Source organism: Brevundimonas naejangsanensis, assembly GCF_000635915.2.
Classification (GTDB): Bacteria; Pseudomonadota; Alphaproteobacteria; order Caulobacterales; family Caulobacteraceae; genus Brevundimonas; species Brevundimonas sanguinis.
Genome location: NZ_CP015614.1, coordinates 2,419,500 through 2,435,681 on the forward strand (window position 1 = coordinate 2,419,500; position 16,182 = coordinate 2,435,681).

A 16,182-nucleotide genomic window follows, 5' to 3' on the forward strand; every position below is an offset into this window, starting at 1 on the left:
GAGGCGGCGATTAAGCCATCAGATACGCCGCCGCAACTGACAGTCCGCCCGGAGCCGCCCCATCCGCCCTCAGGCCGTGCGGCGCAGCGGCAGATCGCGCCCATAGCTCAGGCGCCGCCACAGCCATTCGAACGGCCCCATGGTGAACTTCGACAGCCACAGCGGCGACCAGATCAGCTGCAGCGCCCAGACGCCGACGACGATGGCCCACTGCATCGGATAGTCGACCTGGCCGAACAGGCGCGGCCCCCACGGCATGTAGAAGATCGTCGCCATGATCAGGGTCTGAGTCAGATAGTTGGTGAAGGCCATCCGCCCCACCGGGGCCAGAGCCTTGCGCAGCCAGCCCACCCCGCGCGTCGTCGCCAGGATCAGCGCCGACGCATAGCCCAGGGTGATGATCAGCGGATACGAACCGACCGCCATCGCCCAGCCGCCGGTCGCCTCGACCTCGGCCCCCGCCTGAATCTCCATCCACTCCAACCCGGCCAGCAGAGCCAGGACGACAGCCCCGCCGGCCATCAGCGAAACATAGACGCGCATGGACATCCGGCCGTGGAAGAAGCCCGCCTTGAACAGGCCCAGCCCCAGCATCATCAGCGGCACAGTCGAAAACACATACATGAGCAGGTTCATCCCCTGGGCGATGGCCCAGGTCTTCAGGTTCTCCAGCGCGGCGCCGGCCCAGCCGCTTTGATAGGCCGCGATGGAGGCGGCGACCGTCCCGTCCGAAGCCTCGCTGCTCATCGCCTCGGGGAAGTTCGCCATAAGCAACATCAGACCGGCCTGAAGGGTCCCCAGGACCACCGTGACCCCCGCCCCGATCCAGATCAGCCGTCCGGCGGGCATCGACCGCATGGTCATCACGAACAGGCCGGACCAGGCGTACAGAAGCAGGATGTCGCCGTACCAGAAGGCCGCGCCGTGGATCAGGCCGAACAGGGCCAGAAACAGCAGGCGGCGACGCAGAACGCGCTCCTTCGCCTCATCGCCCCGCTCGCCGCCGACCAGGAAGATCGAGACGCCGAACAGCATGGAGAACAGGGTGACGAACTTCTGCTGGAAGAAGACGGCGATGATCCATTGCGCCACGCCCGAAGCGTTCGCCTCGGCCGGAAAGGGCGACGGGCCGCTGCTCATCTCGATCGCTAGCATCGGCAGGGCGAAGGCCGCCGCGTTGACCGCCAGAATCCCCAGAACCGCCGCCCCGCGCAGCACGTCCAGCGTAACGATTCGGTGGACCGCCGCCACCGGCGTCGGCGGCGCCGCCGCGACCTGATCCCTCATGCTCGCCCCTGTCCTTTGCGTGAAGACTGGAGGCTTAGGCGGGACCAACGCGACAGTTCACGTTAAATCCCCGTAACGTCCCGCTCTTGCAGCACGCCCATGCGGTTCTTGACCACGGGCGCCGGGACAAAGCCCAGCCAGGCGACGCACAGGCCGCCCCACAGCGCATAGCTGACGCCCACCATGACGGCCAAAGGCAGTCCCGCCACACCATAGATCAACAGCGCCGTCTCGATCGCACCCAGGCCTTGAACCAAGCTCTGCGACGCGGCGCCCGCCAGGGTGGCCATGATCGCAGCCATGGTCGCCTGCATCGCCGCCGCCAGCAGGCCGCCGAACACGGTGAAGCGGCCGATCACCCCCAGCCGCGTCGAGGGACGGCCCGTCCTGGCGTGGCTGTTCAGCAGCAGCCACAGCCCGACCGGCGCCGCGATCAGTCCGACCGCCAGCAACACCAGCCGCCAGTCCGTGTCCACGCCCGACCACCAGTTCTCGGGCGGCCAGATGAACAGGGTCAGGATCACCGGAGGCCAGGCCGCCGCCGCCAGGGCGGCCGGGATCAGGGCGCCCGCGCCGCGCCGCGGCGCCACGCGCTTCAGACCCGGCAGGGAGGGAAAAGCGCCGGCCATCAGCGGGTCGGGACCGGCGTCTCGCCGGAATAGTCGTAGAAGCCGCGCCCGCTCTTCTTGCCCAGCCAGCCGGCCTCGACATATTTCACCAGCAGCGGACAGGGGCGGTATTTGCTGTCGGCCAGGCCTTCATACAGCACGTTCATGATGGCCAGGGCCACGTCCAGCCCCATGAAGTCCGCCAGCTCCAGCGGCCCCATCGGGTGGTTGGCGCCCAGTTTCAGCGCCTTGTCGATCGAGGCGACGTCGCCGACGCCCTCGTACAGCACATAGACCGCCTCGTTCATCATCGGCACCAGGATGCGGTTGACGATGAAGGCCGGGAAGTCCTCGGACTCGGTCGTGATCTTGCCTAGGCTCTCGGCGAAGCCTACCGCCGTCTCGAAGGTCGAGGCCGAGGTGGCGATGCCGCGCACCAGTTCGACCAGTTTCATCGTCGGCGCCGGCTTCATGAAGTGCAGGCCGATGAAACGCTCGGGCCGATCCGTCACCGAGGCCAGGCGGGTGATGGAGATCGAGGAGGTATTGGACGCCAGCAGCGTATCCGGACCCAGCAGCGGCGTCAGCTCGGTGAAGACGCCCTTCTTGACGGCCTCTTCCTCGGACGCGGCCTCGATCACCAGATCCGCCCCGGCCGCCTCGGCCAGGGTCGCCACGGCACTGATGCGCTGAAGCGCCGCCTGGGCCTCCGTCTCGGTCGACAGGCCGCGCGAGGCGCGACGCGCCAGGCTGGCCGCGATCTCGCCCAGCGCCAGGGTCACCCGATCCGACGCAATGTCGTACAGCTTCACCTCATAGCCGCCGGCGGCCACCACCTGAGCGATGCCCGAACCCATTTGCCCGGCGCCGATGACGGCGACTGTCCTGATGGTAGTCATGAATTACGCACTGTATACGGTCCGCCAGTAACCTGTCGTCGGCACCTTAGGAGCCCGCTCGCGCCGCGCAAGGGCGGAAATGGGCGCCGGCCGCCGAATCCCCGTTCCCGTGGCCCCGGTTCAACGACGTCCCCGCCTCAACCTCAGCCTCAGCCCAGCGACATGATCAGCATCGGCGCGACGGTCCGGTTGAACAACACGCTCAGGAACTGCAGCGCCAGCAGGGCGATGATCGGCGTGATGTCGATGCCGCCCAGCGGCGGCACCACACGCTGGATCGGCCCCAGGATCGGGCGGGTCACCGTGTCCAGCACATAGGCGATCTGACCCACGAAACGGTTACGCGGATTGACCACGTCGAAGGCGAACAGCCAGCTCAGGATCGCCGAGGCGATGATGCACCAGATCATCAAGGTGACGACGGCGTTCACCAGCCAGACAAGGGCGAAACCCATGAGAAACTCCTGCTACGTTCCCGCCGCTTCTAGCGGCCCGGCCGCCGATCGCCAAGGATTCGTGCGCGGCCCGTTGACACGCCCCCGTTGTCCCTTCTATTTCCCGCCCCTGCCTGTCGGTCGGGGCCGTAGCTCAGTTGGTAGAGCGCGTCGTTCGCAATGACGAGGTCAGGGGTTCGACTCCCCTCGGCTCCACCAGGGCTCCGTCCTGCCAAGTGGCGGGAAGCCCAGGCAGATACAGCCAACAGCCTAAGCGGTGTGCCGGCCCGCCTTAGCAGCAGTGGTTCGCTAAGCAGGCGGCGGCAACCTAGGAGAAAACGAAGCGTTCCCTGTGCCCACAGGATACGCCATGACTTTCACCCAGCTCGACCCGCCGCTGCCGATCCACGTTCAGGACAAGGGGGCCGGCTATGCCTTCGCCGTCATCGATTATGGCCAGGAGCACAATCTGATTTGGGTCACCGCCATCAATGACAGCGGCGAGATATGGTGCGCGCCCAACCCCAAGGTGCGGATGATGGCCAACTGGACCATGGGACGCCGTAAACCCGAAACCGCCGCCTCGGACAAATGCGCACCGGGCGGCCAGGGTTAGTTTTCGCGATAGAAGTTGCAGTACCAGTCGACGAAGCGGGCGACGCCTTCTTCCACCGGCGTCGACGGCGCGTAGTCGAGGGCGGCCAGGGTGTCGGTCACATCCGCCTCGGTGTCGGCCACGTCGCCGTCCTGCATGGGCATCAGGTTCAGCTTGGCTTTGCGGCCCAGCTTGGTCTGCAGCACCTCGATATAGCGCATCAGCGGCACCGGACGGCCCGCGCCCAGGTTCAGGATGCGCCAGGGAGCGACGCCGCTGGTCGCCGGATTGGGCGCTGTCGCGTCCCACATCGGGTCGATGGCGGCGGGGCGGTCGAGCGCGGCGATCACGCCGGTGACGATGTCGTCGACATAGGTGAAGTCGCGGCTCATCCGCCCCTCGCCGTACACGTCGATCGGCTCGTCGTTCAGGATCGCTCGAGTGAACTTGAACAGGGCCATGTCCGGCCGGCCCCACGGCCCGTAAACGGTGAAGAAGCGCAAGCCCGTCGCCGGAAAGCCGAACAGGTGGGCGTAGGAATGGGCCATCGCTTCATTGGCCAGCTTGGTCGCGGCATAGACGGTCAGCGGATGATCCGCGGGCTGGCGCACTGAGAAGGGCAGAGCGCGATTGGCGCCGAACACCGAACTGGTCGAAGCGAAGACCAGATGGGCCGCCTCGACCGCGCGGCAGCCCTCAAGGATGCTGAGGAAGCCCACGACGTTGGAATCGACATAGGTCTCGGGCGCTTCCAGGCTGTAGCGGACGCCCGCCTGGGCGGCGAGATGCACCACCCGGCGCGGCTGGTGCTCGGCGAACAGGGCGGCGACGCCGTCGCGATCGGCCAGGTCCAGCGTATGGTGGCGATAGGCGGGATGGGCCTGAAGCTGGGCCAGGCGCGCCTGCTTCAGCGCCGGATCATAATAGGCGTTGAGGTTGTCCAGGCCGATCACGGTCTCGCCCCGCTCCAGCAGGCGCCGGGCGGTGTGGAAGCCGATGAAGCCGGCGGAGCCGGTGACGAGGACGGGATCGCTCATGATCGGCTGCGATAAACGGTCGCGCGGTCGGACGCCAGCGTCCGCACGCTAGGGCAGCGCCTCGGCCACAGCGGGCGCCGGCGCCAGAAGTCGCGCCGAAACATTCAGTCCGACACCTGCGATCAGGCAGGCCGCCGCCGCCAACAGCACCAGGCGCGCCGCCTTCGCGCCCGGCGCCAGGGGCCGGGCGAACAGCAGGACCAGCAGGGCGACCACGGCCAAGGCCCCCGGCAGGTCCATCCCGACGCCCAGGAAGACGAAGTGGCCGATCGCCAGCAGCCAGGCGCCGCCCAGCACGGTCGCCACGGCGACGGATAGAAGGCCGAGCGGCCGCGTCAGGTCAGGGTCGATCAAGGCCGCCAGAGCCGCCGCCGTCGCGGCCAGCAACACCGGCCAGACGAATAGCAGGGCCGCTTCAGGCGCTGCGCCCTGCAAGGCGCAACCAAAGGCGAAGATCAGGGCGATGAGGCCCAACCAACCGCCCCAGGCCGAACACTCGGCGCGCCCTGACCACAGCGACAGGATGATAGCGGCCACGCCCAGCCCCAGCATCACCGGACTGAACCCGCCGACCAGCAGGACGACGGCGGTCAGGACGGCGAACGCCGCGCCGATCACGCGCGGCCGCGCCCGCCGCGCGCCGGTCAGCAGGACCAAGGCCAGGGCGAGCGCCGCCAGCGCCGCCCCCGCCTCCATCCACGGCAGGCGGCGCAGCAGGGTGTAATAGACGTCGGGCGAGGCGGCGCGACTCGACATCGGTCCGGCCAGCAGGCGGGTCGCCTGCAGCAGGATGACGCCGCCGGTCAGGAACCACAGCCCGTCCAGCGCGCCCAGACCGACCTGCTTCGCCGTCAGCCCTGCGCCTCGCCGCGCCCGCCAGGCGGCGAAACCGCCCAAGGCCGCCGCCAGAGCCAGCAGGACCCAGCCCGTCGCCTGCTTATGCGCGATCACCCAGCGGCCGAAGATGTCGGCATAGACCAGGTTCTCGCCCCGGCCCGGCAAGCTGGGCGCACGCAGCAAGGCGTCGGCCGCCTCCAGCGCCTGAGAGCCCAGGTGCTGCACCGCGCCCTGATCCAGATTGGCGGGCGTGGCGTTTGCGGCGTGATACTGATCCGGGCGGCCGATGAAGGCCAAGTTCAGGCCGCCGATCCCCCGGTCCTTGGGCACGGTGAAGTCGGTGCCGTTGGGCATCCGCTCATACATGAAGGCGGCGATGGAGGTGGCGGTGGTCCCGCCGTCGGCCTTGGCCGCCGCACGGCGGAACAGCTGGACCGTCGGCCCGGCCTCGCGCCCGGTCTCGAACATGGCGGCGCGGCCGCCGCCGCCGCGCGCCTCAAGGTTGACCACCGCCCCGATGCGGTCGCGCAAGGGATGGCCGCCGAAGAAGACCCGCGCTCCGTCCAGACCCAGTTCCTCCGCATCGGTCAACAGGACGACCAGGTCCCGCTCGGCCGGGCCGCGCGCCTGGAGCGCCCGCACCGCCTCCAGAATGGCGGCCACCCCGGCCGAATCGTCGGCCGCGCCGGGCGAGCCGACCACGGTGTCGTAATGAGCCATCAGCATGACGGCGGGCTGGGTGCGGTCTTTTCCGGGCAGGACGCCGACCAGATTGATCGCCTGATTGTTCGCCGCGCCAGGATCGCCCCCTGCGCGCTCCAGCCGCTTGACCGAGGCGGGCGACAACGGCCCCGCCTGCTCGCTGACCTCCAGTCCCAGCTGCGTCAGCCGCGCGCTGAGATAGGCGCGGACGCGCGCGTGCTCGGGCGAGCCGACCGGGTGCGGCGCGCGGGCGATCTGCTCGACGTCGATCATCGCCCGCGCGGCCGAGAAGGCGACGGCGGGCGCGTCCGCCGGTCGGGGCGTCGGCGCCTGGGTGGTCCACACCGCCAGCAAGAAGGCGAGCGTCAGCGATCCGAACAGCAGGGCCAGCCGCATGAGAGATCCTCCCCGATCCGAGCGGCAGTAGGACCAAGCGAACGTCGGATGGCAAGAGGGCGGCGACAGGTCGCCCCGTCGCCGCCCCCCGATGCGATCCGCCTTGGCGGCTTAGAAGCGCTTGGACAGCTCCACGCCGTACATGCGCGGCTCGTTGACGAAGCCCGTCAGGTTGTTGAAGTCGATGGCGCCGATGACATTGGCCTCGTCCGTGATGTTGCGGACATAGGCGGCGGCTTCCAGGCCGCGGTTCAGGTCGCGCCAGCCCGCGCGCAGGCCGCCTTCGAAGTTGGCGTCCTGACGGAACTCGACCGCCTCATAGAGGAAGAGGTTGAAGTCCTTCTGCATCACCCAGTCGGTCGAGGCGAACAGCTCCTGATCGTCGCCGATGGGGCGGACGTAGGACAGGGTCAGGTTGGCCGAATATTCCGGCGCCTGCGGGAAGGGGTTGCCGTCGATGCTGGCGCGGTCGCTCGTTCCGACCTTCACGATCGGATCGGTGATGGTGCACAGATGGTTGCCGCAGATGGCGACCAGCAGGTCCTTGTCCTTGATCTCGGTGTGGTTCCAGGCCACGCCGCCCGCCAGGGTGAAGCCCGCGCCCAGATAGACGTCGCCGTCGATCTCCAGACCATAGCCCTGGCCCTTGTCGGCGTTGATCAGGCGGTTGGAATTGTCGATGCCGCCGATGGCGGTGAACTGCATGTCCTTGACGTCATACAGATAGGCCGTGGCGTTGAGGCGGGCGCGGCCGTCCCACAGGCGTGCCTTGAAGCCGGTCTCATAGGACATGACGGTTTCCGAATCCGCCGTGGTCAGAACCGGCAGGTTGCGGCCCTGGATCGACGGGCCGCGATAGCCGCTGGCCACCCGGGCGAACAGGTTCAGGCTGTCGTTGACTTCGTACAGGGCGCTGACGTCCCAGCTGACCTGCTCGTCGCCGACCGAGACCTGGCCTTGCGCATTGGCGGGCGTGCCGACCAGGATGCGGCCGTGATAGTCGCGGCTGTCGTCGGTATAGCGCAGGCCGCCGGTCAGCTTCAGAGCCTCGGTGACCTGATAGTTGGCCTGACCGAAGACCGACCAGGAGTCCGACTTCTGCACGATGTCGGTGACCTTGGTCGGCATGATGCCGCCGACGCCGTCGAACGTGCCCGAGACCAGGTTGATGCGCTCGTCCCAATAGAAGGCGCCGACCTGCCAGCCCAGACGGCCCGCCCCGTTCGAGGACAGGCGCAGTTCATAGGTGTTCTGCAGCAGGTCGCTGGACAGGGTGCCCGACTCGACCGGGAACGGGGTCTTGTAGCCCGCGCCCGCAGGGGCGCCGGCCGAGACGCCCCCGTCGATATCGCCGTCGCCCTGGGACCAGCCCTGGAAGGAGCCGACCACGCCGGTCAGGGTCGCCGGGCCGAAATCATAGGCGACCTGCAACGATTGCGAGGTGGTCTGCTGCTTCTGGAAGTTGTTGCGGCCGCCGTCATACCAGACCGTCTCGCGGTCGAAGTTGTCGTTCAGCTTGTTCGAGCCCTTGGTCAGGACGTTGGCGCGGTTCATCGTGCCGGTGCCCACATAGTCGCGCGCCTGCAGCGTCAGCAGCGTCGACAGACGGTCGGTCGGGGCCCAGGCGACGTGGATGCGGCCCGCCACATCGTCGAAATTGCCCAGGTCCTTGCCGTCCTTCTTGGCGAAGGGGGCGTCATAGGCGTTGTTGATATAGTCGTCGCGGTGGTTCCAAAGGGCGGCGACGCGCACCGACAGGGTGTCGGAAGCCGGCAGGGTCACAGCCGCCTCGGCCCGGGTCGAACCATAGTTGCCGTAGGTGATCGAGCCGAAGCCGGTGAAGTCATCGCCCGGCTTAACAGTGTCGATCTTGATCACGCCCGCCGGGGTGTTGCGGCCGAACAGGGTGCCCTGCGGCCCGCGCAGCACTTCCAGCTGCTTCACGTCGAACAGGGGGAAGCCCTTCAGATAGACGCTTTCCAGAACCAGTTCGTCCATCACCATCGACACCGGCTGAGACGCCGTGAAGTCGAAGTCCACATTGCCCAGACCCCGGATGTAGAAGCGCGGGGCGTAGCGGCCGTTGGAGCTTTCGACCTGCAGGCTGGGCACCCGGCCCGACAGCTGCAGGATGTCGCCGCCGCCGGCGTTCACGGCGTTCAGCGTCTCGGTGTTCATCGCGGTGACGGCGAAGGGTACGTCGCGGATGCTTTCGCTGCGGCGCTGGGCGGTGACGACGATGTCGCCGACGGCGGCGGCCTGTTCGGCCTGAGCGTCGGACGATTGGGCCAAAGCCGGCGTGGAAAGCAGCAGGGCCAGACCGCTGGCGGAGGCGGCGAGAACCGAGAGACGCGTCATCGAGATATCCCCTTCTTGATGATCTTGGGCGGGTTAATTCGCCGCAGCCCCTAGGCCCGAAGCCGAGCTGTTTCCAGCCCAGAAGCCCCGCCCCGCATGAATCTTTCGCGACAGGGACACAGGCCAAGGGAAACCGGCGTTCAATTCCTTCCCGACCCGGTTGCGACATTGAGCCCCGCGGCAGGACATGCAAAGCAGATCGGCTGCGCCCGACCCTTGCTGAACGCCGCAGGAGACGCTCATGCCCCCCGTCGCCCCCTCCCGCCGACGTTTCCTCGCAGGCGTCGCCGCCCTGCCCCTGATCGGTGCAACGCCCGCGTTCGCTGGCGATCAGTCCGCCCCGGATGTCGGCCGCGCGCGCGCCCGGGTTGTGGCCCGAGTGTTGGCCATGTCCGACCTGCATTCGGCCTATGAGCGCAGCGCCCAGGTTCTGGCCGCCCTGCGCGCCGAAGTCCGCCGCCAGTCGGTTCCGCACCTGATCGCCCTGGACGGCGACATCTTCGAGCACGGCAACGTCGTCTCGGTGCGGTCCCAAGGCGCGATCGACTGGGCGTTTCTGGCCGCCTTGCCATCCATCGCGCCCACGGTGGTCAATCTGGGCAACCACGACAATGATCTGACGCCGGACTTGCACGCCGTGGTCGCCCGGATGCAGGGCCTGGGGATCAGCGTCATCAGCAACATCATCGACGCGCGCACCGGTCAGCCCTACGCCCGGGCGGCGACCGAGATCGCCTTGGGCCAGCGGCGCCTGCGCATCATCGGCTTCGGCACGAACTCGCTGAACACCTATCCCAAGGACAGTCGCGACTGGCTGTCGATCCCCGACCCGACCGACTGGGCGCGCGCCCGCCTGCCGCCGCTGCTGGACGGCGCCGACCTGACGCTGGTGATGAGCCACGCCGGGGTGGCGGGCGACCGGGGGATGCTGTCCGCCCTGCCCGACGGCGCCCTGATGATCGGCGGACACAACCACCTGCTGTTTCAGGAGCCGCTGGGCCGCGGCCTCTACGCCCACACCGGATCGTGGAACAACGCCTATACGGCGGCCGACTATCTCAGCGACGGAAGCGTTCGGGCCCAGTCGCGCAGCGTCGCCCTGGACGGTCCCGCCGACCCGGCTCTGGCCGCCCTGATCCGCGCGACGCTGGCGCAGCATCTGAGCGCGCAGGAACGCGCCGTCCTGGGGACCAGTCCCGCCGCCCTGTCGCTGGGCGACACCGGCCGCGCCGTGGCCGCCGCCTTCGCCCGCTTCGCCGGAGCCCAGGCGGGCTTTATCGGCCATACGACGCTGGGGACGGGCCTGCCCGCCGGGCCGATAAGCCGCTACGCCTTCGACGCCGTGGTGCGGTTCGACGGCAAGCTGATGGCCGCCGAGGTTCCGGCCGCGCGTCTCAGCGAGCTGACCGCCCTGGCCAATCAGGACCGCGTCATGCCGTTCGCGCGACGCACCGGCGACTTTGTCTATGGCGCGGTCCAAGGCGACGCGAAGCGCGATACGATCCGCATCGTCACCACCGACTGGTGCGCCCTGAACCAGCAGGAGTATTTCGGCGTGGCCGATCTGGATTTCACCGAGGTCCCCGGCCCCGGCGTCAAGGCCGTCGCGGCGCAGGGCCTGCTGCAGGCCTGAGCGTCATTCCTGAACGTCAGGCCGCCCGGCGATAGGCCGAGGGCGACTTCACATAGAGGCCGCGCCGTCCCGCCACGGGCCTGAAGGCGACGCTGTCGCCGTCGGGGCGCTCGTCCGCGCCCAGGAACAGGCAACCGTCGTCGACCAGCCCCCGCTCCAGCCCGTCCAGCAGACGCGGCCGGCGCTCCGGCGTCATGTCGCTGAGCACATGGCGGCAAAAGATGATGTCGAACCGCCCTTCGTCAGCCGGCGCGTCCAACAGATTGGCGCGCTTGAAGGTGACGGCCGCGCGCAGTTCGGGCCGCGCGCGCCACTGGTCATCCACCTGTTCGAACCAGCGCAGCATGGTCCGCGCCGACAACCCCCGCTGGATCTCGAAGGAGCTGTAGACACCCGACAGGGCCTTCTCGATCGCCTGACGCGACAGGTCGGTGGCCAGCACCTCGACCCGCGCCCCGGCCTCAAGGGCGGCGATGGCCAGCGAATAGGCTTCCTGACCCGAACCGGCGCCCGCCGACCAGATTCGCACCGGCCCGCCGCGCGCCGCCGTCAGGGCGGGCAGCAGCTCGCGCTCCAGCACCTCGAAAGCCGCCCGGTCGCGCCGGAACCAGGTCTCGGCGTTCAGCAGAGCCTCGATCACCCCCCAGCCGAGCGACGCCACCGGGCGGCTCCACAGGCTGGCCAGCATGGCCTCGACGTTGTGATAGCCTTCACGACGCGCGACCGGTCCCAACCGATGCTCGGCCAGCTGCATCCGCTCTCGCGACAGGCGGTATCCCGCGCGCGAGGCCAGCAGAGCTTGAAGGCGGTCGAAATCCTCCGGCGTCATGACGGCGTCTGAATCGCTCCCACTTCGGCGAGCTTGGACTGCAGGATGTCGCCGTCGAACGGCTTCATAACATATTCGTCCGCCCCGGCGGACAAAGCTTCGGCGATGCGGTCGGCGCGCGTCTCGACCGAGCAGAACAGCACCTTGGGCTCCCGCCCGTCCGGCAGGGCGCGCAGACGGCCCAGAAAGGTCATCCCGTCCATGATCGGCATCTGCCAGTCCAGCAGCACCACGTCCGGCATGGCGCCGACGCAGGCCTCCAGCGCCTCGGCGCCGTCAGCCGCCTCCTGCACCTCGAAAGCGAGGTCTTCGAGGATGCGACGGGCCACCTTGCGGATGATCCGGCTGTCATCGACGATCAGACAGGTCTTGGCGTCCACGGGACTCATTCTCGCAAAAAGCGAATAACGACGATATTCACGCCAGAATGGTCTGACGCCGGTTAACGGAAGGTTGGCTTAGTCCGCCAGAGGCAGGCGGGCGATCAGGGCGACGCGGCCGTCCTCGACCGTCGTCTCCAGCCGCCCCCCGGCGTCGCAGGCCGTCAGCCACAGCCAGTAGGGCTGAATCCACTGCCCGGCGAGACCCTCCGTCAGACGCTCGCCCTTCAGCCCGGTCAGGGCCTCGGCCTTGAGCCGCGCCCGTGCGCCCTCGGCCGAACCGATCAGGATCAGCTGTCCGCCTTCGCGACGAACGGCGACCGTGGCCGCTCCGCCCATCGGCAGGGCGCCGACCGTCAGATAGGCCAAGTTCAATAGGGCGCGCGCCTGAAGCTTGGTGAAGACCTCCTCGCCGACGCGCCAGTCCAGCGTCGCCCGCCCGCCGTCGGTCAGGCCCGTCAGCAGACTGTGCAGTTCGGCGCCTGAAAACTGTTCGCTGGAGGTCGCCGCGCCAAAGGCCACGCGGGCGAAATGGACCAGCGCCACCATCTTGGCCGCGCTCTGGCGGATCAGCCCCAGGGCGTCGTCGCGCATGTCCTGGGCGCTGGGGTCGTCCAGAAGGTCCAGACCCGACATCACCGCGCCCGCCGGGCTGATGAAGTCATGGCACAGCTTGGCCGCGATGAAGGCGGCCAGTTCGGCGCCGTCTACAGGCAGGCTGGCGACGGGCAGGTCGGCGATGGGGGGCGATGAAGTCAGGTCGGACACGGCGTTCGGCGGCAAGGTTTGCAAATGGTTAAGGCCAAGGTGGCCTGATTTGCCGGTTCTTGAAACCGGCCGCATGGGTTATCGGGTGCGGCATGACTGTCCCCGCCTCCCCCTCCGCCTTCGCCGAACTTGAAGACGATCTCGTCTCGGGACGGCTGACCGACGCCCTGGCCGACATCGCCGAAGAGGCGGCCCAGCTGATCCTGCCCTACTGGCGCGCCGGGACGACGGCCGAGATCAAGGCCGACGACAGCCCCGTCACCGCTGCCGACCGCGCCGCCGAGGCGCTGATCCTGCAACGTCTGACCGCCCGCTGGCCCCAGGTTCAGGCCGTCGCCGAAGAGGCCGCCGCCGCCGACGGCCTGCCCCCCTCGGTCGGCCAGTGGTTCTGGCTGATCGACCCGCTGGACGGCACCAAAGGCTTCATCCAGGGACGCGAAAGCTACACCGTCAACATCGCCCTGGTGCGCGGCGACGCCGTGGTCGCCGGCGTGGTGACGGCGCCGGCTCTTGCCCTGACCTGGCGCTCGGTGGCGCCGGGCGAAGGCGCCCAACGCCGCGCGTTTGGCGAGGCCTGGAAACCGGCGCGCGTGCGCGAGCGCCCTCTGGACGCCACCGCCTTGGTCAGCCACAGCATCAGCGACGAAGACGCCGAACGCCTGGCCGGCCGCAACGGCTGCCGGCTGTGGCAAGGCATGGATTCCTCGCTGAAGTTCTGCATGATCGCCGAGGGCCGCTACGACGCCTATCCTCGCACCGGCCCGACCTGCGAATGGGATACGGCTGCGGGCCAGGCGGTGTTGGAAGCCGCCGGCGGCCGCGTCGTGGCGGAGGACGGCCGCCCACTGGCCTACGGCAAGCCGGGCTTTCTGAACGGCCCCTTCTCGGCCATCGGCGCCTGAAAGGGCGGCGTCAGACCAAGGCGTCGACGCGCGCCATCTCGATCTGGGCCGACAGACCGGCGGGCAGGTCGCGCTCCGGCGTCGCCGCCAGCGTTTCCAGCTCCGCCCGGTCGCGCGGCCGGATCAGGACGCTCGACACGCCCGGGTCGGTCAGGGCGTAGGCCAGGCAGATAGCCTCGGCGGTCCAGCCCCGGGTCTGATGCAGGAAGGCGAAGGAGCCGCGCTGCGTCTCCTCGACCGGCGCCCGCCCGCCCAGGCCGAACAGGCCGCGCTTCTTGGGGGCCCCGGCCTCGGCCGCCTTTCGTTCGGTCGACAGGCTGTCGGGGAAATAGCCGTAGACGAACAGGCTCATCTGCCGCTCCAGCGCGGCCCGCATCCGGGCGCGCACCCGCCATTCGATATTGGCGTGGAACGGGGTGAACAGGGCGTCGAAGGCGCCGGTCGAGACATAGAGGTCGCTCACCGCCTCATCGCTCGACACGCCGAGCATCCGCACATGCCCCGCCTTGCGGATCGCCTTCAGCGCGGTGAGGGCGGCTTGCGGCAGCTCATTCTCGCCGGGGCGGTCCAGCACGGCCAGATCGAACCAGCCCAGCCCAGAGGCGTGCAGTCCCTGCTCGATCTCACGCCCCAGGCTAATCGGCGAGAAATCACGCCCGACGCCCAGGCTCACGCTGGCGATGACCAGACGGCGCTCGACATGGCCCAGCGCCTCGCCCGCCGCCCGCAGCAGCGCCGGATCGGCGCTGTCGAAATGGTAGGCGTTGATGCCCGCCTCCAGCGCCGCGAAGATCATTTGGCGCACATGCGCCCCGCCGCGCCCCGCCGCATCCGCCCCCAGGCACAGGGTCAGATTGGAGACAGCCGCCCCCGAGACGCCGAAGGGGCGATAGCGCATGGGTCAGCCCGCCTCGATCGGGGTCGAGGTCTCCAGCGCCAGAGCGTGCAGTTCGCCGCCCATCTTGCCCTTCAACGCCGCATAGACGAGCTGGTGCTGGCGCACCCGGTTCAGACCGCGAAACGCCTCGGACACGATGCGGGCGCGATAGTGGTCGCCGTCGCCGGCCAGATCCTCGATGGCGATGTCCGCGTCGGGGAAGGCCTCGGTCAGATGGGCGCGAAGATCGTCGGCGGACATGGGCATGGGAAAAGCACTCCGGAAGGCGACGGGGCGGCGAACCGGCCCGAGAATGTAAAGCTTACCCGGCCCCGCCGGTCCTGTCAGCCGCCCCTCCAACCGCCTCGGTCGGCCCGCCTTTGACCCGCTCGAACAGGGTGACGACCGAGCCCTTGTAGTCGGCATGGCCATAGGGGCGGTAGCCGACCCGTTCCGCCAGACGGATGGAGGCGGCGTTGTCGGGGGAGATCATACAGACGGTGCGCGGCTCAGCCCTGTGCTTGTCCGTCCAGGCCAGCGCCGCCTGCAAGGCCTCGCGCGCCATGCTGCGCCCCTGAAAGGCCGGCGCCACGCCCCAGCCGAGCTCCGGCGCATCGAACGGCGGCGTCATGTCGCGACGATAGTCCAGCACGCCGACGCTGCCGACATAGGCGCCCGTCGCCGTCTCGCGGATCGACCAGTTGCCATAGCCCTTGACCTGCCAGTGGCCGACATCGCGCAGCAGGCGAAACCAGACCTCCTCCTCCGACAGGCCGCGCCCCATGATATGGCGGGTGAAATCGGCGTCGGCCCACAGGGCGGTCAGGTCGTCCATGTCGCCCGCGGCGACGGGCGTCAGCGTCAAACGCTCAGTCGAAAGCACAGTCACATCAGTCCCAATTGCTTGAAGCTGGCCACGCCTTCGCGGCCGACGATCAGATGGTCATGCACGGTGACGCTGAGGGCGCGCGCCGCTTCGATCACCTGCTTGGTCATGTCGATGTCCGCCCGGCTGGGCGTCGGATCGCCCGAGGGGTGGTTGTGCACGATGATCATGGCGCTGGCCGACAGCTCCAGCGCCCGGCGCACCACCTCGCGCGGATAGACGGGGGCGTGGTCGACCGTGCCCCGGTTCTGGATTTCGTCGAGGATCAGCTGGTTCTTCTTGTCGAGGTAAAGGACGCGGAACTGCTCGCGCGGTTCATGCTGCAGCGACAGGCGCACATAGGCCAGCAGCGCCGTCCACGACGAGATGACGGTGCGCCGGTTCGCCTCCTCCTTGGCCACCCGGCGCGAGACTTCATGCAAGGCGGCCAGGTCCAGCGCCGTCTCGGCGCCCACCCCCTTGGCCCGACCGCGCGAATCCTCGGCCTTGACCGTCATCAGATCCTCGACCGAGGCCGCCAGCACCGCCGCCAGCGACCCGAACCGGGTCAGCAGGGCCTTGGCCACCGGCTTGACGTCGCCCTGCGGCTGGCTGCGGAACAGGAAGAGCTCCAGCAGCTCATAGTCGGGCAGATGATGCAGGCCCGCCGTGCGCGCGCGTTCGCGCAGCCGCTCGCGATGGCCGGCGTGGTGCGGCTTGGCCTTGGGTTCCGACGATTTTTCTGGCGGTTGATCGAGCATCAGCCTCCCCCGAG

General features: G+C 68.7%; 17 protein-coding genes and 1 tRNA gene. 4 read left to right on the forward strand and 14 right to left on the reverse strand.

Going from position 1 to position 16,182, the window contains the following annotated elements; translation table 11 throughout:
- Positions 1-69 precede the first annotated feature (69 nt).
- The 4 genes from DA69_RS11605 to DA69_RS11620 all read right to left on the reverse strand — a co-directional run bounded on the left by DA69_RS11605 (position 70) and on the right by DA69_RS11620 (position 3,249).
- Positions 70-1,287 carry a DUF418 domain-containing protein gene (locus DA69_RS11605; RefSeq protein WP_025976556.1) on the reverse strand — a complete coding sequence of 406 codons (1,218 nt, stop codon included), beginning with the start codon at positions 1,285-1,287 and terminating at the stop codon, positions 70-72.
- Positions 1,288-1,349: 62 nt separating this feature from the next.
- The gene (locus DA69_RS11610; RefSeq protein ID WP_025976555.1) at positions 1,350-1,916 is read right to left on the reverse strand and encodes a hypothetical protein; all 567 of its coding nucleotides are present in this window, start codon (positions 1,914-1,916) and stop codon (positions 1,350-1,352) included.
- Positions 1,916-2,794, reverse strand: coding sequence for a 3-hydroxybutyryl-CoA dehydrogenase (locus DA69_RS11615; protein ID WP_025976554.1), 879 nt, complete (start codon positions 2,792-2,794; stop codon positions 1,916-1,918). The genes DA69_RS11610 and DA69_RS11615 overlap by 1 nt, the downstream gene beginning before the upstream one ends.
- A 149-nt stretch (positions 2,795-2,943) precedes the next feature.
- Positions 2,944-3,249 carry a YggT family protein gene (locus tag DA69_RS11620; RefSeq protein ID WP_025976553.1) on the reverse strand — a complete coding sequence of 102 codons (306 nt, stop codon included), beginning with the start codon at positions 3,247-3,249 and terminating at the stop codon, positions 2,944-2,946.
- Between the two features lie 122 nt (positions 3,250-3,371).
- Between DA69_RS11620 and DA69_RS11625 the strand changes: the two genes are divergently transcribed.
- A tRNA-Ala gene (locus DA69_RS11625) sits at positions 3,372-3,447 on the forward strand.
- Positions 3,448-3,598: 151 nt separating this feature from the next.
- Complete coding sequence (locus DA69_RS11630; protein ID WP_025976552.1) at positions 3,599-3,844, forward strand: hypothetical protein; 246 nt, start codon at positions 3,599-3,601, stop codon at positions 3,842-3,844.
- On the opposite strand, the gene DA69_RS11635 is transcribed toward DA69_RS11630, so the two are convergent.
- From DA69_RS11635 to DA69_RS11645, 3 genes are all read right to left on the reverse strand, one after another.
- Positions 3,841-4,860 (reverse strand): NAD-dependent epimerase, encoded by a 1,020-nt coding sequence (locus tag DA69_RS11635; RefSeq protein WP_025976551.1) that lies wholly within the window; start codon positions 4,858-4,860, stop codon positions 3,841-3,843. The two genes, DA69_RS11630 and DA69_RS11635, sit on opposite strands and share 4 nt — an antisense overlap.
- A gap of 48 nt (positions 4,861-4,908) precedes the next feature.
- A complete protein-coding gene (locus DA69_RS11640) occupies positions 4,909-6,795 on the reverse strand; it encodes a M20/M25/M40 family metallo-hydrolase (RefSeq protein ID WP_025976550.1) in 1,887 nt (628 codons plus the stop codon).
- A 111-nt stretch (positions 6,796-6,906) separates the two neighbouring features.
- Complete coding sequence (locus DA69_RS11645) at positions 6,907-9,153, reverse strand: TonB-dependent receptor (protein ID WP_025976549.1); 2,247 nt, start codon at positions 9,151-9,153, stop codon at positions 6,907-6,909.
- A gap of 241 nt (positions 9,154-9,394) precedes the next feature.
- On the opposite strand from DA69_RS11645, the gene DA69_RS11650 reads away from it, so the two are divergent.
- A complete protein-coding gene (locus tag DA69_RS11650) occupies positions 9,395-10,786 on the forward strand; it encodes a metallophosphoesterase (protein ID WP_025976548.1) in 1,392 nt (463 codons plus the stop codon).
- A 16-nt stretch (positions 10,787-10,802) separates the two neighbouring features.
- On the opposite strand, the gene DA69_RS11655 is transcribed toward DA69_RS11650, so the two are convergent.
- The 3 genes from DA69_RS11655 to chpT form a co-directional block, all read right to left on the reverse strand.
- Entirely contained in the window at positions 10,803-11,615 is an 813-nt protein-coding gene (locus DA69_RS11655) for a CheR family methyltransferase (RefSeq protein ID WP_025976547.1), read from the reverse strand.
- The gene (locus DA69_RS11660; RefSeq protein ID WP_029972356.1) at positions 11,612-12,004 is read right to left on the reverse strand and encodes a response regulator; all 393 of its coding nucleotides are present in this window, start codon (positions 12,002-12,004) and stop codon (positions 11,612-11,614) included. The genes DA69_RS11655 and DA69_RS11660 overlap by 4 nt, the downstream gene beginning before the upstream one ends.
- 69 nt (positions 12,005-12,073) lie before the next feature.
- Positions 12,074-12,778: a histidine phosphotransferase ChpT gene (gene chpT, locus DA69_RS11665; RefSeq protein ID WP_029972355.1), complete on the reverse strand. Its 705-nt coding sequence runs from the start codon at positions 12,776-12,778 to the stop codon at positions 12,074-12,076.
- 77 nt (positions 12,779-12,855) lie between these two features.
- Between chpT and cysQ the strand changes: the two genes are divergently transcribed.
- Positions 12,856-13,665, forward strand: coding sequence for a 3'(2'),5'-bisphosphate nucleotidase CysQ (gene cysQ, locus DA69_RS11670; RefSeq protein ID WP_025976544.1), 810 nt, complete (start codon positions 12,856-12,858; stop codon positions 13,663-13,665).
- A 10-nt stretch (positions 13,666-13,675) separates the two neighbouring features.
- On the opposite strand, the gene DA69_RS11675 is transcribed toward cysQ, so the two are convergent.
- The 4 genes from DA69_RS11675 to radC are packed head-to-tail and all read right to left on the reverse strand — an operon-like array spanning position 13,676 to position 16,168.
- Complete coding sequence (locus DA69_RS11675; RefSeq protein WP_025976543.1) at positions 13,676-14,563, reverse strand: aldo/keto reductase; 888 nt, start codon at positions 14,561-14,563, stop codon at positions 13,676-13,678.
- Between the two features lie 3 nt (positions 14,564-14,566).
- Entirely contained in the window at positions 14,567-14,809 is a 243-nt protein-coding gene (locus DA69_RS11680; protein ID WP_025976542.1) for a BolA family protein, read from the reverse strand.
- Positions 14,810-14,864: 55 nt separating this feature from the next.
- The gene (locus DA69_RS11685) at positions 14,865-15,431 is read right to left on the reverse strand and encodes a GNAT family N-acetyltransferase (protein WP_025976541.1); all 567 of its coding nucleotides are present in this window, start codon (positions 15,429-15,431) and stop codon (positions 14,865-14,867) included.
- Entirely contained in the window at positions 15,428-16,168 is a 741-nt protein-coding gene (gene radC / locus DA69_RS11690; protein ID WP_025976540.1) for a RadC family protein, read from the reverse strand. The genes DA69_RS11685 and radC overlap by 4 nt, the downstream gene beginning before the upstream one ends.
- Positions 16,169-16,182: the final 14 nt, after the last annotated feature.